Annotated in this window: 27 protein-coding genes and 1 riboswitch; of the genes, 12 read left to right on the forward strand and 15 right to left on the reverse strand. The window is 44.8% G+C overall.

The features are described 5' to 3' along the window. Window positions 1-15: 15 nt before the first annotated feature. Window positions 16-1,122, forward strand: coding sequence for a tetratricopeptide repeat-containing glycosyltransferase family 2 protein (locus AC0VYE_RS00635; protein WP_475449383.1), 1,107 nt, complete (start codon window positions 16-18; stop codon window positions 1,120-1,122). A 397-nt stretch (window positions 1,123-1,519) separates the two neighbouring features. After that, a complete protein-coding gene (locus AC0VYE_RS00640) occupies window positions 1,520-1,933 on the forward strand; it encodes an organic hydroperoxide resistance protein (RefSeq protein ID WP_076271553.1) in 414 nt (137 codons plus the stop codon). A 68-nt stretch (window positions 1,934-2,001) separates the two neighbouring features. Here AC0VYE_RS00640 and AC0VYE_RS00645 read toward each other — a convergent pair whose 3' ends face one another. From AC0VYE_RS00645 to AC0VYE_RS00665, 5 genes are all read right to left on the reverse strand, one after another. Beyond that, a complete protein-coding gene (locus tag AC0VYE_RS00645; RefSeq protein ID WP_339205949.1) occupies window positions 2,002-2,715 on the reverse strand; it encodes an aspartate/glutamate racemase family protein in 714 nt (237 codons plus the stop codon). Window positions 2,716-2,760: 45 nt separating this feature from the next. Next, window positions 2,761-3,825 (reverse strand): C39 family peptidase, encoded by a 1,065-nt coding sequence (locus AC0VYE_RS00650; RefSeq protein ID WP_076271555.1) that lies wholly within the window; start codon window positions 3,823-3,825, stop codon window positions 2,761-2,763. A gap of 82 nt (window positions 3,826-3,907) precedes the next feature. Continuing rightward, complete coding sequence (gene asnB, locus AC0VYE_RS00655; protein ID WP_475445418.1) at window positions 3,908-5,755, reverse strand: asparagine synthase (glutamine-hydrolyzing); 1,848 nt, start codon at window positions 5,753-5,755, stop codon at window positions 3,908-3,910. A 39-nt stretch (window positions 5,756-5,794) separates the two neighbouring features. Then, window positions 5,795-7,264: a UDP-N-acetylmuramoyl-L-alanyl-D-glutamate--2,6-diaminopimelate ligase gene (locus AC0VYE_RS00660; RefSeq protein WP_475445420.1), complete on the reverse strand. Its 1,470-nt coding sequence runs from the start codon at window positions 7,262-7,264 to the stop codon at window positions 5,795-5,797. A gap of 41 nt (window positions 7,265-7,305) precedes the next feature. Further along, window positions 7,306-8,493 (reverse strand): carboxylate--amine ligase, encoded by a 1,188-nt coding sequence (locus tag AC0VYE_RS00665; protein ID WP_076271558.1) that lies wholly within the window; start codon window positions 8,491-8,493, stop codon window positions 7,306-7,308. Window positions 8,494-9,043: 550 nt separating this feature from the next. On the opposite strand from AC0VYE_RS00665, the gene AC0VYE_RS00670 reads away from it, so the two are divergent. Then, complete coding sequence (locus AC0VYE_RS00670) at window positions 9,044-9,238, forward strand: aspartyl-phosphate phosphatase Spo0E family protein (RefSeq protein ID WP_076271559.1); 195 nt, start codon at window positions 9,044-9,046, stop codon at window positions 9,236-9,238. A 6-nt stretch (window positions 9,239-9,244) separates the two neighbouring features. Here AC0VYE_RS00670 and tadA read toward each other — a convergent pair whose 3' ends face one another. Further along, window positions 9,245-9,709, reverse strand: coding sequence for a tRNA adenosine(34) deaminase TadA (gene tadA / locus AC0VYE_RS00675; RefSeq protein ID WP_076271560.1), 465 nt, complete (start codon window positions 9,707-9,709; stop codon window positions 9,245-9,247). A gap of 200 nt (window positions 9,710-9,909) precedes the next feature. On the opposite strand from tadA, the gene AC0VYE_RS00680 reads away from it, so the two are divergent. From AC0VYE_RS00680 to rluF, 3 genes are read left to right on the forward strand one after another with little or no spacing between them, the layout of a single operon-like run. Further along, complete coding sequence (locus tag AC0VYE_RS00680) at window positions 9,910-11,736, forward strand: ATP-binding protein (RefSeq protein ID WP_475445423.1); 1,827 nt, start codon at window positions 9,910-9,912, stop codon at window positions 11,734-11,736. Window positions 11,737-11,781: 45 nt separating this feature from the next. Next, window positions 11,782-12,558, forward strand: coding sequence for an NAD(P)H-binding protein (locus AC0VYE_RS00685; protein ID WP_475445425.1), 777 nt, complete (start codon window positions 11,782-11,784; stop codon window positions 12,556-12,558). 7 nt (window positions 12,559-12,565) lie between these two features. After that, complete coding sequence (gene rluF / locus AC0VYE_RS00690; protein WP_076271562.1) at window positions 12,566-13,267, forward strand: 23S rRNA pseudouridine(2604) synthase RluF; 702 nt, start codon at window positions 12,566-12,568, stop codon at window positions 13,265-13,267. Between the two features lie 76 nt (window positions 13,268-13,343). Here rluF and AC0VYE_RS00695 read toward each other — a convergent pair whose 3' ends face one another. Next, on the reverse strand, window positions 13,344-14,177 hold the full coding sequence (locus AC0VYE_RS00695) for a flagellar motor protein MotB (RefSeq protein ID WP_076271563.1): 834 nt from the start codon (window positions 14,175-14,177) through the stop codon (window positions 13,344-13,346). Then, the gene (motA, locus tag AC0VYE_RS00700) at window positions 14,161-14,961 is read right to left on the reverse strand and encodes a flagellar motor stator protein MotA (protein WP_054027115.1); all 801 of its coding nucleotides are present in this window, start codon (window positions 14,959-14,961) and stop codon (window positions 14,161-14,163) included. The genes AC0VYE_RS00695 and motA overlap by 17 nt, the downstream gene beginning before the upstream one ends. A gap of 181 nt (window positions 14,962-15,142) precedes the next feature. Between motA and AC0VYE_RS00705 the strand changes: the two genes are divergently transcribed. Continuing rightward, window positions 15,143-15,436, forward strand: a complete 294-nt coding sequence (locus tag AC0VYE_RS00705; protein WP_076271564.1) for a hypothetical protein — start codon at window positions 15,143-15,145, stop codon at window positions 15,434-15,436. A gap of 131 nt (window positions 15,437-15,567) precedes the next feature. Continuing rightward, window positions 15,568-16,806: an EAL domain-containing protein gene (locus tag AC0VYE_RS00710; RefSeq protein WP_475445427.1), complete on the forward strand. Its 1,239-nt coding sequence runs from the start codon at window positions 15,568-15,570 to the stop codon at window positions 16,804-16,806. Here AC0VYE_RS00710 and AC0VYE_RS00715 read toward each other — a convergent pair. Further along, complete coding sequence (locus tag AC0VYE_RS00715; RefSeq protein ID WP_475445429.1) at window positions 16,803-17,327, reverse strand: GNAT family N-acetyltransferase; 525 nt, start codon at window positions 17,325-17,327, stop codon at window positions 16,803-16,805. The two genes, AC0VYE_RS00710 and AC0VYE_RS00715, sit on opposite strands and share 4 nt — an antisense overlap. Before the next feature lie 116 nt (window positions 17,328-17,443). On the opposite strand from AC0VYE_RS00715, the gene AC0VYE_RS00720 reads away from it, so the two are divergent. After that, window positions 17,444-18,679: an MFS transporter gene (locus tag AC0VYE_RS00720; RefSeq protein WP_475445431.1), complete on the forward strand. Its 1,236-nt coding sequence runs from the start codon at window positions 17,444-17,446 to the stop codon at window positions 18,677-18,679. A 99-nt stretch (window positions 18,680-18,778) separates the two neighbouring features. On the opposite strand, the gene AC0VYE_RS00725 is transcribed toward AC0VYE_RS00720, so the two are convergent. From AC0VYE_RS00725 to AC0VYE_RS00750, 6 genes are all read right to left on the reverse strand, one after another. Beyond that, a complete protein-coding gene (locus AC0VYE_RS00725) occupies window positions 18,779-20,122 on the reverse strand; it encodes an FAD-binding domain-containing protein (RefSeq protein ID WP_475445433.1) in 1,344 nt (447 codons plus the stop codon). Between the two features lie 158 nt (window positions 20,123-20,280). After that, window positions 20,281-20,757 carry a C40 family peptidase gene (locus tag AC0VYE_RS00730; RefSeq protein WP_076271568.1) on the reverse strand — a complete coding sequence of 159 codons (477 nt, stop codon included), beginning with the start codon at window positions 20,755-20,757 and terminating at the stop codon, window positions 20,281-20,283. Window positions 20,758-20,760: 3 nt separating this feature from the next. Further along, window positions 20,761-20,914: riboswitch (cyclic di-AMP (ydaO/yuaA leader) on the reverse strand. Window positions 20,915-21,146: 232 nt separating this feature from the next. Further along, on the reverse strand, window positions 21,147-21,296 hold the full coding sequence (locus tag AC0VYE_RS00735; RefSeq protein WP_179089944.1) for a hypothetical protein: 150 nt from the start codon (window positions 21,294-21,296) through the stop codon (window positions 21,147-21,149). A gap of 34 nt (window positions 21,297-21,330) precedes the next feature. Further along, the gene (locus AC0VYE_RS00740) at window positions 21,331-21,915 is read right to left on the reverse strand and encodes a hypothetical protein (RefSeq protein ID WP_076271569.1); all 585 of its coding nucleotides are present in this window, start codon (window positions 21,913-21,915) and stop codon (window positions 21,331-21,333) included. Between the two features lie 166 nt (window positions 21,916-22,081). Continuing rightward, window positions 22,082-22,897, reverse strand: a complete 816-nt coding sequence (locus AC0VYE_RS00745; protein WP_076271570.1) for a hypothetical protein — start codon at window positions 22,895-22,897, stop codon at window positions 22,082-22,084. 27 nt (window positions 22,898-22,924) lie between these two features. Next, window positions 22,925-24,940, reverse strand: coding sequence for a M1 family metallopeptidase (locus AC0VYE_RS00750; protein ID WP_475445436.1), 2,016 nt, complete (start codon window positions 24,938-24,940; stop codon window positions 22,925-22,927). Window positions 24,941-25,046: 106 nt separating this feature from the next. Here AC0VYE_RS00750 and AC0VYE_RS00755 point away from each other — a divergent pair, with 106 nt between their 5' ends. The 3 genes from AC0VYE_RS00755 to AC0VYE_RS00765 all read left to right on the forward strand — a co-directional run bounded on the left by AC0VYE_RS00755 (window position 25,047) and on the right by AC0VYE_RS00765 (window position 26,890). Further along, window positions 25,047-25,571: a YwhD family protein gene (locus AC0VYE_RS00755; protein ID WP_076271572.1), complete on the forward strand. Its 525-nt coding sequence runs from the start codon at window positions 25,047-25,049 to the stop codon at window positions 25,569-25,571. Between the two features lie 306 nt (window positions 25,572-25,877). After that, complete coding sequence (locus AC0VYE_RS00760; protein ID WP_475445438.1) at window positions 25,878-26,330, forward strand: sigma-70 family RNA polymerase sigma factor; 453 nt, start codon at window positions 25,878-25,880, stop codon at window positions 26,328-26,330. Continuing rightward, window positions 26,327-26,890: a hypothetical protein gene (locus AC0VYE_RS00765; protein ID WP_076271574.1), complete on the forward strand. Its 564-nt coding sequence runs from the start codon at window positions 26,327-26,329 to the stop codon at window positions 26,888-26,890. Before AC0VYE_RS00760 ends, AC0VYE_RS00765 begins: the two co-directional genes overlap by 4 nt. The last annotated feature ends 23 nt before the right edge of the window (window positions 26,891-26,913 follow it).

Genomic DNA, 26,913 nt, shown 5'->3' on the forward strand with positions numbered 1-26,913 from the left:
GGGAGTGTGGTTTTGTTGATTTCCATCAGCTTGTGCCTCATTGTCAAAAATGAAGAGAAAACGCTCGGTCGATGTCTAGCTTCCATGAAAGATATCGCTGATGAGATTATTATTGTGGATACGGGTTCTACGGATTTAACGAAGCAGGTTGCGAGCGAGTTTACCAATCGCATCGAACATTTTACATGGATCGATGATTTTGCGGCAGCTCGCAACTATGCTTTTTCTTTAGCAACCAAATCCCATATTATGTGGCTGGATGCAGATGATATTTTGAAGGAAATCGATCAGCAGAAACTGCTGGCGCTAAAACAAAATGTAGATCCTGCCGTCGACTCTATATCTATGGAATACCACTTGGCGTTTGATGAATTCGGTAATGTAACTTCAAAGCTAAGACGAAACCGAATTGTAAAAAAATCTCGGGCTTTCAAATGGATTGGTCCGGTTCATGAATACCTTGAAGTTTACGGGGATATATTGAGCAGTGATATCGCCGTAACCCATAGCAGTATACATCATGACAGTGATCGAAATTTGAACATTTATGAGAAACGACTGGCTAAAGGGGAAATCTTTTCTCCGCGCGATTTATTCTATTATGCCAATGAACTTAAGGACCATGGGAAATATGAGGCTGCTATAAGGTATTACGAAAAATTTCTTGCGACGGGCAAAGGATGGATTGAGGATAACATTGCTTCCTGCGGCAGGCTTGCGGATTGCTACAGCGAGCTTAATGAAGTACGCAATGTGGTCGATTCGATCTTCCGCTCTTTCCATTACGACAAGCCTCGTCCGGAATTTTGTTGCCGCCTCGGTTATTATTTCTTACAGCGTCAAGAGTATAAGCTGGCCATTTATTGGTATAAATTAGCGCTGAGCACGGAGAAGCCGGAACAGAACTGGGGCTTTGAGAATTTAACTTGTTCTACATGGCTGCCGCAGCTTCAGCTATGCGTTTGTTACGATGGCATAGGTGATTACGAAGCCGCGTACGATCATAATGAAAAAGCAGCACAATTCCGGCCGACGGATGAGCGCATTTTGGCAAATCGTGATTATTTGAACAAACGGTTAGGAAAGAAAACAATCGAGATTAGTCTAGAACCCTCAACTTAATGGGTAACAGAGCGAATTTCTAAGATCGGATGAGGATTCCAATTTCAACTGAATATAATTAAACAATAAGATTTCTTCCCGTTAATTTGGGAGGAAATCTTTTTTTGTTAGTTCAGCATATTTCACCTCGCACTATTGACAACGCCTATGAGCGAGTGTATATTATATTTTATAAAATTAAATTTTATAAAATACAAAATCTTCGCTGCACCAAATTGCATGAGGAGAATAGAGAAGGCTCTCTTTGGCAATAAGAAAACAAGATGTTATTTCAAGTAACGGAGGTTAAATAAAAGGCCATTGTCGATAAGGTGCTTTTTCATGAGGAGCTTCAAGGTCTAAAAGCTTGCAAAGTAACGTTTAAACAAAAATAAAAACCTAAACGGAGGAATTAATGATGCAAAACTTATATACAGCTACGGTAACGGCAACAGGTGGAAGAGATGGCAAGCTTGTTTCAAGCGATAATATTTTGAATGTAGATGTGAGAGCCCCTAAAGAGCTTGGAGGAGTGGGTGGCGCAACGAACCCAGAGCAATTGTTTGCAGGAGGTTACGCAGCTTGCTTCGAGAGTGCTCTTAACGTTGTATGCCGGATGAAGAAAATTAAAGTGGAGAAAACCGAAGTAACCGCTCATGTTACGCTTGGCAAGGATGCAGACGGCGGATATGAGCTGGCTGTGAAGCTGGATATTGCGCTTGAGGGCGTTGAAGCAGACGTTGCGAAGGAATTGGTCGAAGCCGCTCATCAGGTATGTCCGTATTCTAGAGCCACTAGAGGCAACATTAATGTAGAACTCAATCTTCTTTAATCTAAAATAATACAAGCCCAAAGCACAAAAAAATCCGGAGAATGATCTCCGGATTTTTTGTGATGCTCTTATTTCGCGATGGTTTGTTTGCCCGACAGCTCGATAGATCTTTGTACAAGCACCGTCATTGCATCTACACAAAAAGCTGCGACGTCTTTTTGGATCGGTATGCAGGATAATTCCGTGCATGCGATGATCACACACTGGCACTCATCCTGCACGAGCAAGTGGTTAATGATGCCTTCAAACTCGGAAGGCTCAACAGGCAAATTGCGTTTGACCTTGTTGTAGATAATGTCCATCACATGCTCCTGAATGGCTTCTTCAGGCTCGTGAAGGTGCATATTATACTGATTGCAGCCATGACGATACACGCCGCTGCTAACCGTTCCGTTTGTAGCCAGAATACCAATCTTGCAGTGTTCTCCAAAGGTGTCATGGATCTTTTTCAGCGTCTCATCCACCATGTTGATTATATTTATGCTTGTCATTTGCTGCATATCATTATAGAAATAATGCGACGTATTGCAAGGAATCGCAATATTAGATACGCCTGCTGCCTCAAGGATTTTAAAATCTTTAGCAACCGCTTTGAGAAACAACTCGCCTTTGTTTTCTAATATGACACCTGTTCGATCTGGCAAAGTGGCATGATTGAGAATGACGATATCAATATGCTCTTGATCACGGTCTGCTGCCGTTTGCTCGATAATCATATCGAAAAATACGGATGTTGCTTTTGGGCCCATCCCGCCTATGATGCCTAAGCTTTTAGCTTCCATTGCCTCAACCTACTTTTGATGAAGTGTTTAATTGAAATGATTTAGTTATTCAACGATCATAGCATGGCTTCCCATTGCGTCATAGCTGTTAAAAAAAGTGTCTGCATCGTAAGTAACTTGTCCTTTTAACGGATTCATTACATGTACTTTACCATCCTCATATCCATTTAGGACAACCACGTGCAAATTAATAGGTGCTGAATAATATTCACCAGTATCACTGAAATACCAAGCGTAATTCATTTTTGGCGGCGTGAGATCCAGCGTGATCCAAGTTACGACAGGAATCCCTTTATTAAGCTGCTCGATAATTTCCTCTCGCGTGCTGCCGCTAATATCTGAAGTACTGTTGCTGCGCCCTGCGACATCAAAATACAAGTTAGCCGCCTCCACGATAGGAGGAGCAAAGCTGAAAAATCCGCCCTTTAATGACCTAGGTTCGCCAGCGTATGATTTATAGGGATCAGGCCCATATAATTTATTGTTCTTGGTGATAAAAGCTTGCTTCGGCAAATAATTATCCGACATTTCTGTTTTGGTAACGTCGTATCCGTAATAATTGAGTACCGCGGTTAATGAAGTAATTTCACAGCCGTTAGGCAGCTCAGGCTTCTGCATGATAGTATCGACATCGATATAAACCTTCTTAATGGTTATGGAGCCATCAGCTGCCCGCTCATAATCCTTCACATATTCAAACGTTTTGTTGGTGGTTGTCAGCTCTTGTGCAGGGCCGTTAACCGCTATTTGATGCTCTTCTTCTGACAGCTGATAAGGCCTGCCGACCTTCTGTTGTTTTATCTTATAGCTGGTACCGTAATCGAGCAAAATAGATGTTGCTTTACCCATTTCGTCTGTTGTCATGGTGCCGATAACCGATCCGCTATTCGCAGCGGTTATCGTAAATACAGCATCTTTAATCGGCTTCTGCGTTGCTTCGTCTTTGCTTATTACTGTAATTGTTCCTTGCTCTATTTCTGGAGTAGGGGCAGTCGTTGGTGTAGAATCGACCTTCTCATTGAATACAGGTTTTGCATCTTCTTTCGTAAACAATGTATAAATAAAAAAAATAATACCCAATAACACCAGGAGCTTGATCATTCTTTTCATGTTGGTGGCTCCTTCGCTTTATAGCCGTAATAGTTATGCGACAGTGTATAACGAGCAGGCAGCCGGTGGCTGCCCATGCCTGTTACGCTTGTTCGAAGAACGTCTTATGCCATATAAGGAACACATACACTGTCCAAATGTATCTAGCGTAGTTCTGCTTGCCTGAATAATGCGAATCCAGATATTTCATCAGCTCATCGGTATGAAAGAACAGCTTCGCTCGGTCGGAGAGAAACATGTCCTTAACGAGCTTATAATATTTCTCTTGTCTTAGCCAGTGCCTAATAGGTACAGGAAAACCAACCTTTGGTCGATTCGCCCATTCATCGGGAAGTACTTCCTTCGCAGCTGTACGCAGCGCATACTTCGTATTGCTTGGATGCACACGAAGATCAGTAGGCAGCTTTGAAGCCAGTTCCATAACCATCTTGTCTAAAAATGGTACTCTCAGCTCAATAGAATGGGCGAGGCTCATTTTGTCTGCCTTAAGAAGAATATCTCCCGGAAGCCAAAGCTTCAGATCGAGATATTGCATTTTGGTTATATCATCTTTACCCCGCACTTGATCATATACAGTCTTCGTAATGCTTTGTACGGATGGTCCTTGCTTAAATTCGTCCTTCAATACGGCTAAGGCATCAGCTTCTTCAAACACATGCGCTTGACCGATAAAACGTTCCTCAACCCGCTGTCCGCCTTTTACGACAAAGGAGGTGATTCTGTTTTTGGACAACTTGCCGCTTAATAATGATAACGGTCGCCTGATTGCAAACGGAAGCTTCTTGTATTTTTTCATCGCTGGTGTCGTATCGTACCAATCATAACCGCCGAAAATTTCGTCTGCGCCTTCTCCAGAGAGCACCACGGTCACATGCTTGCTCGCAAGCTCTGCTAGGAAATAGAGAGGCACGGAGGAAGGGTTGGACTGTGGTTCGTCCATATGATACTGAATCGTTGGCAGCATCTTGAAGCACTCATCCGCTGAAACCAGTCGTTTATAGTTTTCGATGTTTAAAATTTCCGACAAATCCTCTGCGAGGTTCGTCTCATTAAAGTTGCCTTCATAATCCTCAAAGCCGACGGAAAATGTTTTGTTTGGTTTTAGCAAAGCGGTAATATAACTGGAATCAATGCCTCCGGACAAAAAAGACCCGACCGGCACATCGCTAATTTGGTGATAGGCGACCGATTCTTTTACTGTGCTTTTAATTTGGTTGACGTAATGGGACAGGCTGTTCGGCTCTTCTGCAAAGTTAACGTCCCAGAAAGGCTTCACTTCTAGCTTCCCTTGTTTGTAAAGCATATAGTGGCCAGGCTTCAGCTTGTACACGCCTTTAAAAAACGTTTCATCAAGCACGGAGTATTGAAAGGTCAGGTAAGGCTTGAGCGCATCTTTGTTCAGCTCTTTGCGAAAGGCAGGCTGCTTTAAGAAAGCTTTGATTTCTGAGCTGAATAAGAAGGAATTATCCGTTGTGTTTTGTGTATAATACAACGGCTTTATGCCAAAGAAATCCCTGGCGAGAAACATCGTTTCCGTATTCGTATCCCATATCGCAAAAGCAAACATGCCTCTTAGCTTCTGAAGCAGCGAGGTTCCATACTCTTCATAAGCATGAATGATAACCTCGCTGTCCGTATGGCTAACAAAGGTATGTCCGCACTGAATCAACTCTTCGCGCAGCTCTTGATAATTGTAGATTTCTCCATTAAATACAAGAACACAGCTTTTATCCTCGTTGTAAATCGGTTGGCTGGCTTCTTCAGACATATCAATAATTTTGAGGCGTCTAAACCCTAAAGTTACTTCCTCATCCGAATAGATACCGCCACTATCGGGACCTCTATGAACGATCATCTCCATCATGTCTTTAATAATGGCTACTTGATCAACGTCGGGACGACTATCTGCAAAACCTACAAAACCGCACATGTGGAATACCTTTCATTAACTATATTGTTTTAAGCGCAGTCACATCGTTTTTAATTTGATTTCCCTGACGATTTCCGATTCATTAAATGGGATTTCCGTTTTCCCAATAATTTGCGACGTTTCATGACCTTTGCCGGCAATGAGAATGACATCGTCTTTTCTGCTGATATCAATGGCAAAAGCAATAGCGTCTCTCCGGTCGATAACGGCCTCATAAGCTCCGTTATTAGCTTCGACTCCTTCAATAATTTCCCTAATTATCAGGTTATTATCCTGCTCCTTGGGATTATCAGAGGTGATTACGGAAAAATCAGCAAATGTAGCGGCTACCTTAGCCATCGCTCTACGTTTCTCTGTGCCTGATTCCCCATCAGATGCGTAAACGCCGAACACGAGAATGATTTTGCCTTTGGTAAAAGGTCTGATTGTTTTTAATGCCTTCTCTAGGCTGTCCTCTGTATGAGCAAAATCAACGATGATCTTCGTATCCTCATCTTGATAGACAACTTCCAGCCGGCCTTTAATACCCTCAACAGCCAAAATGCCGTCTGCGATTTGCTGTAGCGTAAATTGATTGCAATAAGCCGTTGCAATAGCGGCTAGACTATTATATACGTAGATCGCACCAGGCAGGTTTACTTTAATTGCGATGCTGCCCTTTGGCGTATTTACATTATAAGTTGTATAGTCGGCATAATAAGTAATGTCCGTCGCGTAAATGTCAGCTTCCTGCTCAATGCCATAAGTAACCAGCTTTGGACCTTTATGCTGCAATCGGTCAATAAGAATACGGCCAAATTTATCATCTGCATTAATAATGTTAAAGTCCGTCGTCATGTCGAACAGCAAAGCCTTCGCTTCGAAATATTCCTCCATCGTATGGTGAAGCTCCAAATGATCCGGCGTTAGATTCGTGAAAATGCCAGTTTTGAAGCTGGAATGGGCAACGCGTTTCAAATTGAGCGCATGCGAAGAAACCTCCATGACGCAATGCTTCATATGTGATTCGATCATATCGGCGAAGATTCGTTGCAAATACAGTGATTCCGGCGTCGTATTTTTATTTTGAATCAGCTTGTCGCCGATAACTGTGCCGATCGTGCCGATAATTCCGAGGGCTGTCCCCGTTTGCTCGAATATAGATTTTAGAAAATATGTGGTCGATGTCTTCCCGTTTGTTCCAGTGATGCCGAGAAGATTCATTTGCTCAGTCGGGCGATGATAGAAGTTTGCAGATACCAGGGCGAGCGCCTCACGCGTGTCGTTAACTTGCAGCACCGTTATTCCTGCTGGCACATGAACATCCTTCTCCACAATAACGACGGTCGCACCAAGTGCGATTGCTTTTTCGATGAAATGGTGTCCATCAACCGAAAAACCCGTTATCGCGACAAATACGCCATTGGCTGAAGCTTCCCTTGAATCAAAGGCAATGGAGCTTACTTCAATATGCAAATCGCCTTTCACGAGCGTGTAATTCAGATCCTTCAGTAAGGAGGTCAATAACATACGATCAGCTCCATTCTATTACCTATTACTATTTTCGCAGGCTACCTTCTTAGAAGCTTTTTCGTAAGCTTGCCACCGATGATAGCCGCATAGGAAAAGGCTGGTTTCGGGTCCTTCCAATCCCAGATCGCATAAGCTTTCGGTTTAAACAAGGATACGAATACTTGCTTCCAAGTCAATTGACCCGTCTTGATATAATCGCGAACAGCAAGCATGTCCTCATATCCGTACCAGAAAACACGGTTCGTATTCTCTTTGACGGCTTTGGGAGGCACAAGGTTGCCGCCAGTTAACTCTTGGTAAGTAATCCATGGAATATTTACCCCAACTCGGTACAGCAGGTTGTTCAGGTTGGTAATTCGGCAATTCACTTCGATTAAATAAAAACGGCCAGTTTCGGCGTCTTTTTTGAATTCAATTTCCGCGAAGCCTTTCCATTTCATCTTCTCTAGAAAAGGAGCTCCGATATCGAACAGCTCTTGTACGTATCTCTGCCCTGTATACACCGATGCGCCGAAGTTAATCGGATATTGGCGGAATTTTTGACAAGTGACCCAGTGAGTGACCTTTGAATCTTGGTTTAAATACGCGTCGAACGTATACATATGATCGTCGAAACCCGGAATGATACGCTGTACGATGACTTCCAAGCTCGCTTCCTTCGCTTTTGCCAGCGCTTGTTCGAGCTCAGCGCGGCTGTGTACCTTAAAGAGCTTCCGTCTAAACTTGGCAACGAAGGATGGAGAATCTGTAGGTTTGACGATACAAGGATACTTAATGATTTCATCGATCTTCTCAAAAAAACGATCTTCGTCTACACGGACCGTTTCGGGAACAGCTACGCCATTTTCTAGAGAAAGGCGCTGCAGCACTTCTTTATTCATCATATCCGAGTATATGCCCGGAATGTCTTGTGGTATGAGATAGTGTTCTCTAAGCTCTTCCAAATGCTCATCGATAACCTCAAGATAAGAATCGTGGCATGGAATAAGGACAGGAGGAGCGCTTTGCTTGCGGGCATATTCCTTCAAGAAACGAATGAATGCTGCCGTGTCTTCTTTATAATGAGGAGAGATTAGTCTCTCAGACGTATATTTTGAATCGGCGCCATAGGTATCTTTAGTCGAATAATCTACGGCAACCGTATGTACACCGTTAATCCCTAGGCAACGAATGGTGCTTAAACCTATATAATAATTACAACCCAAAATTACTGCTTTATTATTCACAAAGGCACATCCCGACATCCTAATTTATGTTCATTTCCCTGTATTACGACTAATGTTTTAAATAATTTTACTTCATACTTTCTTATAATACAAATGGATTTATCCTCATAATAGCTACAAAGATGTGGAGAATTTGGACCAAATCCGAGGCGCATGCTGCCGCTAAAAACAGCTTCGTTAACAGCCGTTTTTTCTGGCATTCGACACCATTACCCGTAAATCGCTGAAACCATTTATCGGAATTGTTAACATAAAAGCACTTGATGAGCGTTATTAGCATATTTGTGATTTTATTAACATTTTTCAATTATTCATATATATGTATATTTTACTATTCTGTATTTAACGCAAGTAACTTTTTCCATATATTGATCGATTTTACTAGTTAAAAAGAACTAGAAATTGGATAAAATAACTTCATTTTGTCGAATAATGCCCGAAAATTGTCTACGTTCGTCGACAAGTTTTTACAAACTCCTTATTGCTCTACGAGTATAATAGAAGCATTACCACACGAGTGCTAGATAAGGAGCGTGCCCCGAAGCGAGCTATGGACAAAAAACACTTGCTTAAACAATTGCAGTCGTTGCGGCTAAAGCTTCATGAAATAGCCGAAGCGCGCGGCAGTCTGACAGATCCGGATGTTCTAGCGATTAGCGAAGAGGCCGATCAACTAATTGTTGCGTTACAGCATATACAAAGAAACGAGCTAACACATATTACGATACGCCGCGACGATATGTAGAGAATATTATCTCTCTCGAAGCCGTCGGAAAAATTGAGTCAGCAGGTTTGAGCATTCAGGCTGTAAAATACCACTAGTGAGCTCCGTTTCATGGTTGAAACGGGGCTCTTGCAGTAAATTCATGAGCGTCCCAGCACATCCTGCCTTCGGGTCGGTTGTTCCATAAACGACACGTTTAACCCGAGATTGAACAATGGCGCCGGCGCACATTGGACAAGGCTCCAACGTGACATACAATGTACAATCTAATAATCTCCATGCGCCGATGCGATCGCAGGCGTCACGAATAGCTACCATTTCGGCATGAGCGGTTGGATCAAACCGCGTCTCACGCAAATTGTAGCCTCTTCCGATGATTTCATTGTTTCTGACGATAACAGCCCCGATAGGAACCTCTCCAATTTGCTCGGCTTTTTTGGCTTCTTCAATAGCTTCCAGCATCCATTTCTGATCTTCTTGCTCTCTTGTCATATACAATAACTCCTTTACTATTTATTCATTATACAACGAACAAATATTCCGTTGTTAACATGTCGTGGATAACATTGTGGATAACTATCATGATATGCACATAAATACTCACAATTTATTCAGAGCTGTGCACAGTAATTGTGGATATTGTGTATAAGTTGTTAATAAAAACGTTTTTGTGTAAAAGGATGTGTCATTCATTGTCAATAAAGATGAAATTCTCAGTCTTGATCACGCTTATCGTTTTGACGTTTTTTATATTCCAGCACATGCTTAGTGAGTATTCGATGATTCAAAGCATGCGAGAGCAAGCAAAACGAGCGATGCACGATACTTCCATGCATGTGGCGAGCACATTTTCCTCTTACGAGAAGAAGTCAGGTTCAGGTTATATCTTTCCGGAGAAGGATCGCTCAGGCCCTGGGCATATCTTTGATATCGTAAAAACATTAAATCCAAATATAAATGAAATTACAGTATTTGAGCAAGATACGTTAGCTGTGCGTTACGGAACCTACACGTATTTGGATTCAAATAGCGATCAATCTATTATAACCGATGTGAAGAAAACAGGTTTTGAGCTTCGAAAGATGGAGATCAACGGAAAATCCTATTTTAGAAGTTATTATTACACGAAGCAGATGGGCAACTACATTATAAGTATCGTTTATGACAGTGAGGGAATGAATGAGCTTATCGCGGAGAAGCGAAATGATTCATTGATTTATACGGGCATATCGATGGTGCTCGTCCTCTTTATTAGCTATTGGCTGGTAGGAGTAATGATTAGACCTCTAAAAGATATCTTATGGAAGGTTAACGAGGTGTCTTCTGCTCGGTTTCAACAGCCGATTCGAATTAAACGTAAGGATGAATTCGGCTTGCTGGCTCTTAAGGTCAATGCGATGTCACAAAATCTAAGTATATATATGAACAAACTGCGCAGAGCGTTTGAGGAAAACCGCCGGATGAAGGAGCATTTGGAGTCATTTATTAACCACACGAGCGATGCGATCCATCTTATTGATTTGGATGGTAAGGTTATTCAAGTAAACCGAGCTTTCGAGCTGCTCTTTGGTTATGAGGAAGAAGAAGCAATTGGTCTCATTAATCCTATTCTTCCCGACTCTCATCATGCAGAGATGAGGGATATGTTAAACCAGATCTTGTCGGGCAAAGTACTGCCAGCTCAGGAAACGATACGAATGACGAAGCTTGGAGAGCTGATACCTGTAAGTGTAACCATATCGCCAATTCGTGATTCGGATGGAACGATTCGTGCCTTTGCCAGCATTTCAAGAGACATGAGGAGTCGTAACAAAATGGAAGAGCTGCTGCGAAGGTCGGAGAAGCTGACGACAGTAGGGCAGCTAGCTGCAGGTGTAGCTCATGAAATTCGCAACCCGCTGACGACGCTGCGCGGTTTCCTGCAGCTTCAGCAGGAGAGCAAGAAGCTGGCGCTTTCCCACGTAACGCTTATGTTATCGGAGCTTGACCGGATCAATCTCATTGTTGGCGAGTTTCTCATTCTTGCGAAGCCGCAAGCGACGAGGTTTGTCACCAAGGATATACGGGATGTACTGCAAGATGTTATTGCGTTAATGAACAGTGAGGCGCTTCTTCATAATATCGAGTTTTGTGTTACTCTAACCGATGATTCTTGCTTAATTTCATGTGAAGAAAATCAATTGAAGCAAGTTTTTATTAATTTGCTGAAAAATGCGATTGAAGCGATGCCAAATGGTGGACGAATCCATATTCATATTAACCATAAACGGGAATACATTTCGATCACGATAACGGATGAAGGAATGGGCATCCCGGACGATATGATACCGAAAATTGGAGATCCCTTTTTTACAGCGAAGGAAACGGGCACAGGGCTCGGCATTATGGTTAGTCAGCGTATTATTAACAGCCACCGCGGAACGATGGATATTAAAAGCCAGGTTAATGTCGGAACAACGATACATTTGCTGCTGCCAGCTTTGAAAGAAACACGGGAGAGCGGTATACTGGAAGCATAAGCACAGATCGGGCTTCTAACGGAAATGTAAGAGGAGGGATTCTCGTTGAAGCAGGAATCTTCTGTAGATGGTTCAAAGCAAAAAGGGAACGTGCTTTATGATGCTTCAGGCTACAGCGCCTTACTCGTAGGAGCTACTGGTTTGATCGGAGCAGCTTTGCTCCGTCAGCTGCTTCGTGATCCGCTGGTGACGATGGTAACCGTTATTGTAAGACGGCCGCTAGAGACGAATACTTTGGGCAGCGCAAATGAGCTCTCCAAACTGAATATGATCGTCACCGCCTTTGATGATTTGGATAAAACGCTGGAGCAGGTGCATGCAGACGTTGTATTTTGTACGCTTGGCACGACGATCAAGGTTGCGAAGACGCAAGAAGCCTTTCGCAAAGTAGATTATGAATATCCGCTCACGCTTGCCCGGTTTGCAGAACGCACGAATGCTTCTTTATTTTCTATCGTGACGGCTATGGGGGCTTCCTCCAGCTCAAAAATATTTTACAGCAGAGTGAAAGGGGAACTGCAGGATGCGATTGCTAAGCTGAGCATTCCGCTAGTTCAAGTGTTTCAACCCTCGCTTCTGCTTGGAGAAAGACCGCAGGCTCGACCTGGTGAAGCGTTTGGAGCTGTCGTTTCGAAAGGGCTGCAATTTGCAATGGTTGGTCCGCTGCGCAAGTATCGGCCGATTAAGGGCGAGGATGTAGCTTTGGCAATGAGAAGAGCGGCGGGACAAGCTGGACAAATGAAGGCAGCAAGCAAGCCATCGATGATTCAGTATTATTCATCGGACAAAATTGCCGACTTGGCATTACATACAACGGGGTGAAGCAGCTTTGAGAATCAATAAGTTTATTAGTGAAACCGGTTATTGCTCCAGACGTGAGGCGGATAAGCTCGTAGACAGCGGACGTGTTACGATCAATGGAGAAAAGGCACAGCTCGGCAGCCAAGCTGAAATAGGTGACGATGTGCGTGTCGATGGTCGCAAAATCGGCGAGCAAAAAAATCATGTTTATATTGCGCTTAATAAGCCGGTAGGCATTACCTGTACGACCGAGCTTCATATTAAAGGCAATATTGTTGATTTTGTTGGTCATGAGGAGCGTATCTTCCCGATAGGGAGGCTGGACAAGGATTCGGAGGGATTAATACTCCTCACGAATGACGGTGATATCGTCAATCCGATTCTACGCTCGGAGGGTAAGCATGAGAAAGAATATTTGGTCACAGTAGATAAACCGATGACAGAAGCGTTTTTAAAAGGAATGGCAAGCGGAGTTCATATTCTAGGCAGCATGACATTGCCATGTGTCGTGACAAGAGTAACGGACCGCGTATTCCGTATTATTTTAACGGAAGGCCGAAATCGTCAAATTCGTAGAATGTGCGAAGCATTCGGTTATCATGTTCGGAGACTGCAGCGGCAGCGTATTATGAACATCCAGCTCGGCGGTCTTCACGTTGGCAAATGGCGTGATTTGAGCGAAGCTGAGAAGGCGACTTTGTTCGAGACATTAAGTTATGAGCCTGTCTAAGCAGGAAACATTCATTAGTATACCGACAAAAAAACCTGAATCACACGCCTAGGGCGAGTTGATTCAGGTTTTCTTATTATGGTTTTTTTACATTTAACTGCTGGGCATTCGTGACATCGGCGTACGTATGAATGATCGAAACCTCTACACGGCGGTTTTTGGATTTGCCTGCAACCGTTTCGTTGTCGGCAACAGGGCGATACTCTCCGTAGCCGATAGCGCTAAAGCGCTCGGGTTTCAGTTGTTTATTTTCGAGCAAGACGTCCAAGAAACGAATCGCCCTCATAGAGCTCAAATCCCAGTTTGATTTAAATTGGTAAGTCGAGATTGGTGTTGTATCGGTATGGCCGGAAACGATGACCTCGTAATCAGGGTACTGCTGCAGCATTTTGCTGATTGCAACGGCAAGCTCCTTCGACTCAGGCTTAACAGTTGCTTGTGCCGGTGCAAATAATGCGTTGTCGCTAATCGTAATCATCAGCTGTGAGAGGTTTAGCTTCGTCTCAAGATCAGATGTCAGGCCGTTTTTCTTAATATAGGCATCTACTTTTTTCTTTAGATCCTCGAGATCCTTCTGCTCCTGCTTAATAAGTTCCTCACGAGCTTTCTCTTCAGCAGATTGATTTTTGTTTACATCCTTGTCGGGAAGCTTGCCGCCTTCTTCTTTTTGCTTCTTCCCGTCATCCTCGCCGCTTTTCACTGCGGACGTTTCGGTTAGAATACCGCTGCCAGTGCTAAGTGCTAAACTAAATGCTTTCGACATTTCTTCAAACTTCTTTACGTCGACGGAGTTCATGGAGTACAACACGATAAAGAGTGCTAGCAGCAGGGTAAGCAAATCGGCGTAAGGAATGAGCCATGATTCATCCACATGCTCCTCGTGTTCTTCGTGTCTATGCTTTCTGCTCAACGGCGCCTTCCTCCTTTTCCCTCATCTTCAATCTTTCTGTAGGTGTAAGGAAAACAGATAGCTTCTGATTAATAGCGATCGTTGATACGCCGGATTGAATAGAAAGAAGGCCTTCCACCATCATAAGACGGATTTGAATTTCTTTCTTAGACATGCGCTTCAGTTTATTAGCAATAGGATGCCATAATACATAACCTGTAAAGATACCAAGAAGTGTTGCGATAAAAGCTCCTGCGATGGCATGTGCGAGTTTTCCCATATCGCTCATATCAGCAAGTGCGGCAACGAGGCCTACAACTGCTCCGAGTACCCCAAGTGTAGGGGCATATGTACCTGCTTGCGTAAAAATAAGTGCCCCCGCTTTGTGGCGGTCTTCTGTTGCGGCAATATCCTCAAGTAAAACATCACGTACAAAGTCTTGGTCATTTCCGTCAATAATCATACGCATGCCGTTACGAAGAAATGTATCTTCAATCTCGTCAACTTTTGCTTCAAGAGCAAGCAAACCCTCGCGACGTGTAATAGAAGCCCATTCCATGAAGCGCTGAATCAGCTCATCACGCATAGGCAGCTTTTGTTCAGTGAACACCATTTTGAATAGTTTACCGACTTTGGATAGCTCGGACATCGGGAAGGCGATCATGACGGAGGCTATAGTTCCCAAAATAATAATCATAAAAGCAGCTGGATTTGCAAGAGAGGACAGGTGTGCTCCCTTTAAAACCATGCCTCCAAGTACAGCGACTAATCCTAGCACCAAACCAATAATTGTTGAATTTTTCATCATACACCCCGTCCAATACATTTTCGACATTTCTCTACTTCTTATATTATCGACAAATGGGTATTCTGAAGTTAGAGTATATGGAATGATTTCAGGCGAATGCGTTAAAAAATGATAAAATGCGGTAGAATAGTAGAGAGATATGTACAAAAAATGACGATAGCAAAGGTGGTATACGCAAATGGGCGTAAGACATGCAAGAGAATATTCAGATATATTGAAGGATTTTACAGCAGCTGTGGCTGAAATTGAGAATAGCTATACTTTTTTTGAAATGGAACCTGATGAATGGGCTCAGCTGCCTGTAAGCGATCGGCATGAAGTGATGGAGGCTTTGGCGGATGATGTTTTCTTTGGGCTAGGAGAGAATCCGGTCATTGAGGTAGGCAGCGGTGTCATTACGTATAATAGCAAACATCACATCATAGAGGTTTCACAGGACGATAAGGTGACACAAATCATTAGATTGATATAAGTATTCGACATAAAACTTCATATAAGTCGTGCTCTTGTCGGATCTTTACATTTAATGTCGACTCTATTACAATGTTATTCAATACAATATGACATATAATTTGACATTGATCTAACATAGAGGAGAACGACATGAATGAGTGCTCATCATCGTTGCTGTTGCCGAAAGCGCTTGAATTAGATGGTGAAACATTGGCAGCGTTTTATCAGCCTATTATAGCGATGGATACAAGACGCATTATGGGTTACGAGGTGCTTGCTCGAGCTGTAAAGGGTGATTCCGTGCGGAGTCTTGGACCTTTCTTCTGCAATGAACAAATTCCAGAAGAGGACCACATTATAGTGGACCGGGTACTTCGGGAGCAGGCGTTCTCGAAGCTTGCTTTAATGGAAGAAGAACAGCCCATGTTATTCATTAATTTGAAGCCGTCTTGGATTTATCGGTATGAGGAGATCGGCGAGCTCTACACGTTGTCGCTGCTTGATAAGTACGGAATCGACCCGAAACGAATTGTCATAGAGATAACGGAGGAAAGCTTCCAAGGTTCCATGGATAGGCTTCGTTCTGTTGTCGACATATACCGGGCAAGGGGCTGTTTAATTGCAATCGATGATGTAGGCAGTGGTTTTAGCAATACGGATCGAATTGCTCACATTCAGCCCAACCTGCTCAAAATCGATATTCATATGATTAAGAAAAGCGCGACTCATGACGGTTATTTCGGCGTGCTGCGATCCTTCTCTGATTTAGCAGAGCAAATTGGAGCTTCGCTGCTCGTCGAGGGAGTGGAGACAAGGGAAGATTTGGCCCGCGCAATTCAGGCAGGCGCCCGTTACGTTCAAGGCTATATGTTTGCAAAGGCAGAGCCGGAGTTTCGTGAGCCTGCTTGTTTTGCATCTCTAATTGAAGCGGAGCTTGATCAGCATCTGCTGCATTTCGTTGGAACTGAACGCTATTGGCAGCGGCAATCAGAGAAGCTGGTAGAGCAGTGGGTTGCGCTTGTTCAAGAGACGCGTTACCTGGATCATGAGGATGAATGGATAGAGGGCCTGCTTCCCGAACTTTATGACCATTGCATTCGGGTTTATTTGTGCAATGAGAGCGGCATTCAGCTCTCATCCAACTATTATCGCGATGCGGACAAGGCTTGGAGGCGAGAGGAGCAATACCGCGGTGCCAACTGGTGTTGGCGTCCCTATTTTGTTCCTAATCTCGTCCAGCTCAATGAGCATCGACGTGCAATCGTTTCGCGCGCCTATACCGATCTCGATTCACACGCGTGGATTAGAACCGTATCTGTTCTAGCAGCGCCAGGTCTTATTTTACTTATGGATTTGAAGGATTCTGAGCGAGGAGCTCAGCGTCTTTAATGTGCAGCTGCTGGCTCATAAACCATACAATGGCATTCGGCAAAGCCGGTGGGTGTAGACCGCGCATAGGTGTCTGTAATATGGAAGCCGGCTTGTTCATAAACGCGCATCGCACGAGTGTTCCAAGTAAGTACCTCCAAATCAATTTCGTTTTGAGGGGTGCGCCTTATTGCCTCTGCGACAATGAGACGTGTGAAGGCAAGGCCGAGGCCTTTACCGCAAAGATCAGGCCGCAATCCAAGACCAAGCCGCGTTACGCCTGTTAAAGGAAAAAACTGCGCGAACCCAATGAGCGCAGACTGAGCGTCTAGGACAGCCATATATTGGGCAGCACGAAGGACGGAATCGCCAAATTCGATTTCGTCTTTTTTCATTTGCTCCCAAGCCGGCCAGTTATAAACATCAAATGGAGCCTCGTAGCGCCAGCCGCATAGTTGCTGTGCATGAACGGTTTCGAGCGGGCATATGGTCATATCGCCTTCATCTCGATTATAATGAATAGAGCTTTGATGGCTTGTCATTTGTTTTTACCTCCGCTTGAAAAAAAGTAGCTGAATAGAGCGAATGTCGAATGAAATAGGTTTATTATAACAGATAGGCGTGCGTTGATCGCGCGTAAATAAGGAGAAGCATCAAAATGAAGAAGTTGATCTGGCTTGGCTGCTTGTCATATTTAGTCATCGGCGTTGCCCATGTTGTGGGCGGATCTATCTTGGAACAGCTCATTGCTCATTATGGTTTAACCTATAAAGATGGCGGGCAATGGATTATGAATCAATTCCTCGGGTTCCTGGTGGGTGTTCTGTTAGCGCCTTCTATTACTTCGAGAGTTGGAAAAAGAGGCGCAGTACTGATTGCGATGGGCGTACTGACACTGAGTGAGGCGGCCTACAGTTTGCTGCTGCCATGGGGCTGGATGCTCGCGATTGCTCCGCTTGCGGGTCTTGGCTTTGGGATGACGGAAGCGGTCGTCGGCGCAATGATTATTGATATGGCGAAAAACGGCAAGGCATCGGCGATGAGCCGATTGGAAACCTTTTTTGGTGTTGGCGCATTGTTGATTCCAATTGCAGCGGCTTATCTGATTCAGCATAGCATTTGGCAGGTTTCCTTTCCGATTCTGGCAGCGATGTCAGGCATCACCTTTGTTCTCTGGTTGACGATGTCCTTTGGAGAGCTGGATGATGAGCTTGGTATAGTTGCTCGAACACCGGAAGTGAAGGAAGGCCATTCGAATGAGTTGGTAGGATTGCAAACCACTCGCGGATCTTTCTTTTTTGGCTATCCGCGCAAAGCACTTCCATTTCTCTTGTTATCGGCTTTATTTTTTATGCTTTATGTAGGAATGGAAATGAGCTTCTCCAATTATCTGCCTTCTATTCTCATCGTTCGTTCAGGTGTAGGAGAATCCAGTGCGGCAGCGGTGCTCAGCTTGTTCTGGGGAACGATGGTGCTAGGGCGTCTATTTGCGGGGCTGCTGGCTGATCGAATGGGTTATTCGCGTTACTTGCTTATTGCTACAGCGGGCGCCTCGGTCGTTTTTGTTTTAATGGCTGTTATGGGTCAGCTTAACTGGATGCTTGCCTTTGTCGCTCTTAGCGGATTGTTCTTCTCGGGTATATTCGGTATCGCTCTTGTTTATGCCAATGAGCTCATTCCGGGAATGACGGAGAGGACAACGAGTTTGCTTGTAGCATTCGGCGGGCTTGGAGGAGCGATTTTCCCTCGTGTGACTGGCTGGATAATGGATCAGTACAACGTGCAATCTACGTTATGGTATATAAGCAGCTTAGTTATACTGATGCTGCTTCTGCTAGCGGCGATGCTCCTGCTCGGAAGAAAACAAGTTCACAGCGTAAGATCCAAAGCTTAAATGAACTGGAAATTATAATAAAAACCTCCACATTCGCTGTTTCAAAGCGGGTGTGGAGGTTTATTTATTATTAAACGTGTTATTCTAAAATGCTTTCAGCTATTTAAGAATGGTTTTGTATACCTCTATGGCGCGCGCGCGCGATGCTTTCAAGTCGACGATGGCACCGCTTTGCGGCTGATGAATCTCTTTGTCTGTCAGATGATTCAAATGAGGCAGCCAGCGCCTAATATAGCTGCCGCTAGGATCATGCGTCTGCGACTGAGTTGCGGGATTCATGATGCGGAAGTAAGGCGCTGCGTCATACCCTAGTGAAGAGCACCACAGCCAGCCGCCGCGATTAAGCGTGTTGTCATAATCGCTTAAGTGAAGGCGGAAATATTGTTCGCCAAGCGTGAAGGGACATAGCAGATTTTTAGTTAAAAACATGGCTGTTACCATTCGCAAGCGGTTGGGCAGCTCACCTGTACGATTGAGCTGCGTCATGGCCGCATCAATGATTGGAATGCCGGTGGCGGCTGCAGCCCATGCTTCTAGATGAGCATCTGAGAGCTTGGACATATCAGCAAGCTGCTCGTAACGAAAGAAATCATCATGATACATCGCTTGATATAAATAAAAGTCACGCCATGCCAGCTGCCGTACCCATGATTCAGACCCCGGAAGCCCTTGGGTCATTTCGTAGGCTTGGCGAGCGGAGATGGCGCCCGTATTCAGGAAACGTGCGAGCTGGCTTGTATGATCATCGGCATAAGCGTCCCTGCTCTCGGAATAAGAGGCAAGGCGTTCTCGTACGAACCGTTCCAGCTTGGATAATCCTTTGGATGATCCTTGCACGTTCGTGCCGCCTAGGGCGCACGAAATGGATTCAGGCAAAGCGAAGGATTGCGCAACCTTGGCATTGATTTCGCTTAAGGTAGCAAGCTCATGAATCGTCGTTTCACTCATTGGGCTGTAGCACTCCAGCATAAAGCTGCTCCACTTGCGATAAAAGGGTGTGAAAACCTTGTATGGCTCCATTTTTCGAGCAAATGCCGGGAAAGCATCTAGATCAGCAAGAGGTGAATCGGCGATAGACATCCAGCGGCGGCCAAGGCTGCGTGTGGTTAGCCCAAGCTGCTCATCTCGCTGCCGTGAGTAAGGCGTGTAGTCTGTATGAACAATAACCTCATCAATCGGGTGCGCATGCAGCAGAGCTTCGGTGATCGCAGCAGGATTACCATAAAGCACATGCAGTTCCTTTCCTGCATTAGAATAGCTGTGCAGAAGTGAGGCGGCTTGCGCCATGAAATTCCGACCGCTATGACTAGTTAAACGGCCATCTCCTGTAATAACGGGATCTATGATTAGCAAATGAATGCCTTGTTTCTCTTTTTTCTTCAAATAATCAAAAGCGCGCAAATCTGAAATACGCAAATCCTTGCGGTGAATAAACAAATACATCAGTGATAGCTCCTTCCATAAGCGCAACATTGAACGGCCGCATTCCAGCTGGAATGAAACAGCAAAGCCGCAAGTCATTTGTCGTCAGAGGACAAAAAACTGCGGCTTTGCTAGATGAGTCTACCCGTTCAACCCTCAAGAAGAGGGACTAGGTTGCTCTATTTTACGTCAACGTTGGCTTGGTATGAATCAGCATCCATGATACGACGAGCAGTTACATATCGTCCCTCATAGTACTCGGAGTTAAGTTTGTCAGTTACAACGCCTCTGCTCGAGGATGAATGTACAAACTTTCCATCTCCAATGTAAATGCCAACATGGGAAATGGCGCTATTATTGCCGCCAACTGTGTCGAAGAACACAAGATCTCCCGCAATGAGGTCAGCCTTAGCGACCTTTGTACCTTCTTTTGCTTGCGAACCAGAAGTACGTGAAAGCTCAATGCCCATTTTCTCGAACACATAGCTCGTGAAGCCGGAGCAATCAAAGCCTTTCGACGACGTTCCGCCGCTTTTGTACGGAGTGCCAATAAGATCATTAACAATTCCGTTCAATTTTGAGTCAGCGAAAGCGCTTCCCGCTTGAAAAGCGAGCACGAGAACGAGACCCAGGATTAATGCGGTAATCTTCTTCAATTGTGAAACTCCTTCCAATGCCGACGAGGTTAGCTGTGGGGTTCGGTTGAAGGCTCCCTATGATTCCTCGGGCGTTTGAAGAAAACTCAAACGTCGGAATCAATTCACCCAAAGTGGTTCCCCCGTATCCCAATAGGGAATTAGGCAGTTTTTTTATTGCTTTGAGAAATATTCGATTATTTTCAATGATCTCCTGCCTTTAGTGGCAATTTCTAATAATTCTCATGTAACCTTTTGACAATTTGCTTCGTTAAACCGTTCTTTCTGTAATATAAACACGCCATAGTAGTGCTTTCTAACTAAATACATGGAGTCAATTTCATTAATTATGTGGATGTTGTGTAAAATATACCGATTTGTCCTTTAGGCGCTATATCGCAAGGACTAGCTTAAAGTGCCGTAAATGGCGGTATTTCACCATTTTGCTCCTCATAAATTAGAAAAATCTCATCTATATCACTCGTGAATAAGAGTAGATTCAGACAGCCTAGCTGCTGCTCCAGATAGAGCGGCAGAAATAGACAAAGGAGGCTGTTCATGAGAACAGCCCCCTTTGGGCAATCGAAAAAAGATTTATTTTGCAGTAACGATTTTTTCTGAAATGAGCTGTGGATCGTTGTTTTTTTGCTGCATCCAAAACTGTACCTTGTATTTCCCAGCATTTTTAAAATCGTAGGAAATGAGCTTGGAGCTGAACCAAAAGGTGTCTTTTTCGACGAACTCTTTAAAATCATCATCGTCTTGGCTGCGGCTGTCGATTGTCGTTTCCTTATCATTAGGATCAACGATGGTCACTTTGAACTCTGAAATCGCCATATTCAAATTATCGATTTGCGCTTGCACTAAAAATTTCTGAACACTGCCTTTATCAACCTGTCCGAACATAGCTCGCTTCTCGTTCATTAGAAACATATGCACATTGGGCTTCTGAATAATGAGCTTCTTATCATTGCTCTTCCATTGGACGAAGGCTTGAAGGCTGTCGCTTAAAGAACGAATACTAATATAAACCTTATCGTCCACAACGACAGCATCGTCAGTGGATTGCTTATTATTATAAAGGAGCGTTACCTTCTGAAATAGTTTGTCTGCTGCAACCAATGAACCGCCCGATAAGAGCAATACCATGGATATAATAACTAGTTTTTTACGCATCATTTGTGAATATCCCCCATTTTTGATTTTCTTTCAGTTATTTATACAGAACTGCCATCATTTAGTTGCGGTTAGTTGTAAAAAAAACCTCCACACCACAGCAAAGCGTGGAATGAAGGTTTATTTTGGCTTCAGCATCCAGAGGACGCTGAAGGCTTTTTTTGGTTTGCTACATTCTTTTCGTTTCCAAAAAGTCATATTGTGCGGCAATCGTCCAAACCTTCATCAGTGTTTGAATGAGATAGTAGCCTTGATGCAGAATGAGTGCAAACAGCCCGGCCCACAGCATGGAGAGGCTTGTCACTACAAGTCCAGCGGCTGCTCCGATCCCCCACATGATGAGCGACACAGCTGCATAGGTGAGGAAATTTCGGAGAGCGTGCCATAAGGAACGGAATATGCTTCCTCCTGATGCAGCGCTGAATTGCATGGCTAGAAACAGCAGATGCAGCACCGTGCCCCATAGGAGCCATAGAAGGGCGCCAGGCAGCACCGTTTGCAGCAGCTCTGGAATAGAGCCGCTCTCTAGAAGCGCATCCAGTGAGCGCGGCAGCACATACCAAGCAGGAGCCACAGATAAAATAACCTCGATCCAGTAAAGCAGAACTACAGGCTTCCAAGCTTTGCGAATACCTTCTAGAAATCGTGTCCCCCCATTCGATCTGGTCTGATTTAACGAATAGAATAATCCGGCATTGAATAAGGGAGTGATCAGCATTCGGGCAACTAGGAGACCGCCCAGCGTCCAGACGTAAGGATTAATGAGATCGGTCTTGAACAGCTGGAATTGTGCTTCGGTCATGAATAGCTGAACGGCTGCTTCTGAAGGAGCGGAGCTTGGATATCGCCGCAGCAGCGGAGCTACGACCGAATCAATGAAACGGTAAAGGAAGAACCCCCAGATCAGCTGATAAAGAAATAATAAAACAACAATGTAAAAATGTTTCACCGCTAACCGCCAGCCTTGCTTCAAATGTATTTTCATCGATTATCGCTCCTTGAACGCAATTACTTACCAGCTCAGCGACCCGAGCAGTCCTTCAATTAGTTGGACAACGCCGAGGCTCCATCTCGTGCGTTTATCCTCTGGCAGCTGAGCCTGCATGTAGTTGTTAATGAGCTTATTATCAAGCACATTGCTGTTGTTTGGGTCAACGACTGCCCATTCAAGCGGAGCGGAATGCAGCTGTTTATATTGCATATGGGATTCTTGAGTATCCCAAATTTTTGTTATTTTGGTGCCGTCAGTAAACTTCATCAACACTTTTATCTCGCCATTGCTGCCGCCGTTTTTCTTAACGAGTACAACAGATTCATACATCTCAGCACCATCTTGAGTGATTGGGCGTACATGAATCGATTCGATCGAAAAGTCGGCCATTTTGTTGCCGTAGACATATTGGCTGAAATAATCATTCCATTTCGTTTTTGTTACCTGTTCGACTACACGCTGGAAGTCTGCTGTCGATGGATGCTTGAACTTATACTTCTGAAAGTAGGTTCGCAATATTTTTTGCATCGTTCTGGAGCCGACCTGATTCTCGATGCCAATGAGCACCAGCTTTGCCCTCAGATATACATTCTCAGCATATTGCGAGTGGCTGGTGTATGACCAAGATTGCTGCTTGAGCGGAGCAGGGTTGGTCATATAGCTCGCTTCCATGCGTAAATTCGGCTCCAAGCCGTATGCCGTCTCCATTACTTTATCCTCGGCATAGGACGTAAACCCCTCGTCCAGCCATGCCTCCTCGAATTCATTAGAGGCGACCATTCCGTACCAATATTGATGGCCAATCTCATGCACGACTGTACGTTCAAGATCGTAGCCTGGGTTATCATTTTCTGCAGCGAAAGCGGTTATGAGTGTTGGATACTCCATGCCGCCAGCACCGTTCGCTCCTTTGGGCGGAACGACGATCGACAGCGTACTGTAAGGATATTCACCATACCACTTGGCGTAGCTTGAGAGTGCGGACTTGGCTGCATGCATGTAGCGATCCTTAAGGTCAGCATGCGCAGGATCAAGATACAGCTTAATGCGTACACCGGGAATGCCGGTATCGGAGTAGGCAGTCTCTTCATAAACGAAGTCAGGTGAGGCCGACCAAGCAAAATCATGAATATCATCAGCATAAAACTGGTAAATCTTTGTTGCTTCCTTGATCTCGATAGGCTTTGTTTGGAAGCCCGTAGCAGCGACGGTGTAGTTCTCAGGCACATTAATCCGAACGCTGTATATGCCGAAGTCGCTGTAGAACTCAGAATTGCCATGATACTGATGGACATTCCAGCCCTCAGCTGTACGTCCGCGCATGCCGGCTGTCTCATATACAGCGAGCTTTGGAAACCACTGCCCAGCCATCACGAAGTTGCCGGAATAGCCCATTCTTGCGAATACCTCTGGGAGCTTCACCTCGTAGCTCATTCGCAGCGTTACGGAGGTGCCTGGAGCGATAGGCTCCGGCAAGCGGATTTTGGCCAATGTAAAGTCATTGGCATTGTCATCGTCAGGTTGTACATATTGAAGACGTGGCAGAAGGCTCTCGCCGTTCAGTGTTTCTAGCGTAAGCAGGTTCATATAGCCTTGGCTATTGGTTGTTGCTTTGTCCTGGCGCAGCTTGCCGCCGGATTCTTTCATAAACGTGGTTTTGCTCGATTGAAAGGCGTTCGGGTACAGATGGAAATAGAGCTCGGACACTGTTTTTTTGCCAGGGTTAGTCCAAGTTACGGTTTGCTCACCGTTCAGCTGCTTTGCATCATTCGTTAAATGCACGTTGATATGGTACTCAACGACACGTTTGCTCAGCTCTTGCGGTTTAGGTGTGATGACCGTATTCGGCTCCTGCACGGCAGGCGGCTTGACCGACTTTTGGGCAGGCGCTAGTGCTTGCTTGGCGTTAGCGGCGGGGGCGAAAGCATAAGTATATTGGGATTGCCAAGCAGTCCCGAAGTCATGCTGCATCGATATACCGAGCAGCGCGACTGCGAGTATTACGAGTAAAATTCGTTTGAAATAGCGTGGAGTCATTGAACGTTTCCCTCCCGTTGACAAGCATCTACAGCATGTATATGTTTGCTTTTCGATGATTATTAGCTAAAATGGAATTATTGTATCGGGGAAGGTGTGAATACGAATGACGGAAGAACAAGGACAGCCGGCTGAGCCGGTAAAGAAAGAAAAGAAATCACTGTCGCTCAACGTAGTGAGCAGCAAACAACATAAAGGTTTTGGGGCAGGAACGATCGATTTGAGCGCGGTATCCTGTGTTATTATTGATGATGGCGTTGCTTATATCGATGTTGGCGCTATGCATGCAAAGAGTAAAGTAGAGCGTGGCATTAAGTTTTCGCCTAACAAAGAGGATACTCCGAACGGTCGTCAATGCTGGATCGTATGGGTAGCGGTTGACCGCAATGAAGAAGGCTCCTATTATGCGGGCGCTACGGCATGCGAGATGCTGATTGATTCCGAGGCGCGTCGCGGGTGGAAGCTTCTCCCTGATCACGTGAACAAGCTGGATCAATCACTCAAACGCCGCTATAACTTGTCCGAGCTTGGCGATGTCGATAAATCGGCGCTTCGCAAGCTGCTTGTGGAACATAATCTTGAGTGGTGGGATCGCTCCCCAGATGAGCTTAAGCAAGCTTTGAACGTATAACAGCTGGCGTTATTAGCAGCAGATTGAGTTTATTGTGAATTTTGGATGAGAACCTCATCGTTCGTAGGCTAGTCCTATCGAATGATGAGGTTTTCCGCGTTGATAGAGGCTGTTAAAGCATTAGAAAAAACTTTTTTGGCAGCAAGTGCAGGGTATGTGGGACAAGCCGGCGTCTATTAGATTGGGAAGGAGGGGAGCGACATTCAAGACGAGGATTGGATCAGAGAGGTACAGAAGGGCGGGCCCGAGCATTTTGGTCCTTTTGTACAGGCATATGGTCCTTATATATATAGAACAGTCTTCGCAGTGCTTCGTTCACCGCATGATGCGGAGGATATTACACAGGAAGTGCTGCTGCAAATTTATCGCTCCCTTCCGGATTGTCGATTGGATGGGCTCAAAACATGGATTACCCGTATTGCCATCAATCGAGCGATCGATTTCAAACGCAGCCGTGCACGAAAGCCAGAGGAGCTAATGGATAGCGAAGCGATGTCTGAAAGAGTACATGAAGAACTTGTGTCTGCTCCTGCTGCAGAAACATTAGCCATCGAACAGGCGGATAGGCAGCAGATTCGAGAGCGAGTTGATGAAATGCCGGAAAACTATCGTGAAGTCATAACCGCTTATTATATGGAAGACAAGTCATATGAACAAATCGCAGCCGAAACTGGACTTGAACGCAAAAGCGTAGAGTCCCGGCTGTACCGTGCAAGAGGCTGGATGAAGCGCCATTTTCGGAAGGAGGACTTCGAATGATGATTGAGCATATCTCTTCAGATCAAATGTCCCGTTACGTAAACGACAGACTGGTTGAGGCTGAGCGTATACCGATTGAGCAGCATTTGGCTGCTTGCGACTTCTGTTTGCAGCTGTTCGTCATTGCGATTGAAACAGCTGAGGGCGAGATGCAGCGATCAGATTCGCATTTAACGACACAACTACCTAATATGGAGCAAATAGAGAAGCGTGTCGTGGAGCAATTGATGATGGAGCAGGAACATGATCATGAAGAAGCCGGGCCACATGTTGTGACGAGTACTATACAAGAGAAGCCTCGCCGTCTGCGGACATGGCTGCAGCATCCGGTAACGCATTACACCATAGCTGCTTCGATTACGCTGCTGCTGCTTGCCAGCGGTACTTTTGCCTCCTTCTCACAGAAGCTGGCTCAGCTTGATATGAATGAGAATAAACAGCAGGATATAAGGCCAAATCCGCCAGCGGCGGCAGGTGGACATTCCGAATCTTGGTCAGACAGAATGGTTGATCAAACGGGGTCGTGGCTCGATGGCTTAAAAGCATCTCGATTTAGATAAATGAAAAACGATGATAGAAGGGA

It is taken from the genome of Pristimantibacillus sp. Z349TD_6, assembly GCF_056173205.1.

What these genes read in the sequence shown, in the direction of transcription:
- AC0VYE_RS00720 (WP_475445431.1), top strand. Translation starts at nt 17,444, where the DNA reads ATGAAGAAGTTGATCTGGCTTGGCTGCTTGTCATATTTAGTCATCGGC.
- AC0VYE_RS00650 (WP_076271555.1), bottom strand. Translation starts at nt 3,825, where the DNA reads ATGAAAAGAATGATCAAGCTCCTGGTGTTATTGGGTATTATTTTTTTT.
- AC0VYE_RS00765 (WP_076271574.1), top strand. Translation starts at nt 26,327, where the DNA reads ATGATGATTGAGCATATCTCTTCAGATCAAATGTCCCGTTACGTAAAC.
- motA (WP_054027115.1), bottom strand. Translation starts at nt 14,961, where the DNA reads ATGAAAAATTCAACAATTATTGGTTTGGTGCTAGGATTAGTCGCTGTA.
- AC0VYE_RS00640 (WP_076271553.1), top strand. Translation starts at nt 1,520, where the DNA reads ATGCAAAACTTATATACAGCTACGGTAACGGCAACAGGTGGAAGAGAT.
- AC0VYE_RS00725 (WP_475445433.1), bottom strand. Translation starts at nt 20,122, where the DNA reads ATGTATTTGTTTATTCACCGCAAGGATTTGCGTATTTCAGATTTGCGC.
- AC0VYE_RS00750 (WP_475445436.1), bottom strand. Translation starts at nt 24,940, where the DNA reads ATGACTCCACGCTATTTCAAACGAATTTTACTCGTAATACTCGCAGTC.
- asnB (WP_475445418.1), bottom strand. Translation starts at nt 5,755, where the DNA reads ATGTGCGGTTTTGTAGGTTTTGCAGATAGTCGTCCCGACGTTGATCAA.
- AC0VYE_RS00710 (WP_475445427.1), top strand. Translation starts at nt 15,568, where the DNA reads ATGAATGAGTGCTCATCATCGTTGCTGTTGCCGAAAGCGCTTGAATTA.
- AC0VYE_RS00745 (WP_076271570.1), bottom strand. Translation starts at nt 22,897, where the DNA reads ATGAAAATACATTTGAAGCAAGGCTGGCGGTTAGCGGTGAAACATTTT.
- AC0VYE_RS00755 (WP_076271572.1), top strand. Translation starts at nt 25,047, where the DNA reads ATGACGGAAGAACAAGGACAGCCGGCTGAGCCGGTAAAGAAAGAAAAG.
- AC0VYE_RS00670 (WP_076271559.1), top strand. Translation starts at nt 9,044, where the DNA reads ATGGACAAAAAACACTTGCTTAAACAATTGCAGTCGTTGCGGCTAAAG.
- AC0VYE_RS00740 (WP_076271569.1), bottom strand. Translation starts at nt 21,915, where the DNA reads ATGATGCGTAAAAAACTAGTTATTATATCCATGGTATTGCTCTTATCG.
- AC0VYE_RS00645 (WP_339205949.1), bottom strand. Translation starts at nt 2,715, where the DNA reads ATGGAAGCTAAAAGCTTAGGCATCATAGGCGGGATGGGCCCAAAAGCA.
- AC0VYE_RS00735 (WP_179089944.1), bottom strand. Translation starts at nt 21,296, where the DNA reads ATGAACAGCCTCCTTTGTCTATTTCTGCCGCTCTATCTGGAGCAGCAG.
- tadA (WP_076271560.1), bottom strand. Translation starts at nt 9,709, where the DNA reads ATGACAAGAGAGCAAGAAGATCAGAAATGGATGCTGGAAGCTATTGAA.
- AC0VYE_RS00660 (WP_475445420.1), bottom strand. Translation starts at nt 7,264, where the DNA reads ATGTTATTGACCTCCTTACTGAAGGATCTGAATTACACGCTCGTGAAA.
- AC0VYE_RS00705 (WP_076271564.1), top strand. Translation starts at nt 15,143, where the DNA reads ATGGGCGTAAGACATGCAAGAGAATATTCAGATATATTGAAGGATTTT.
- AC0VYE_RS00715 (WP_475445429.1), bottom strand. Translation starts at nt 17,327, where the DNA reads ATGACAAGCCATCAAAGCTCTATTCATTATAATCGAGATGAAGGCGAT.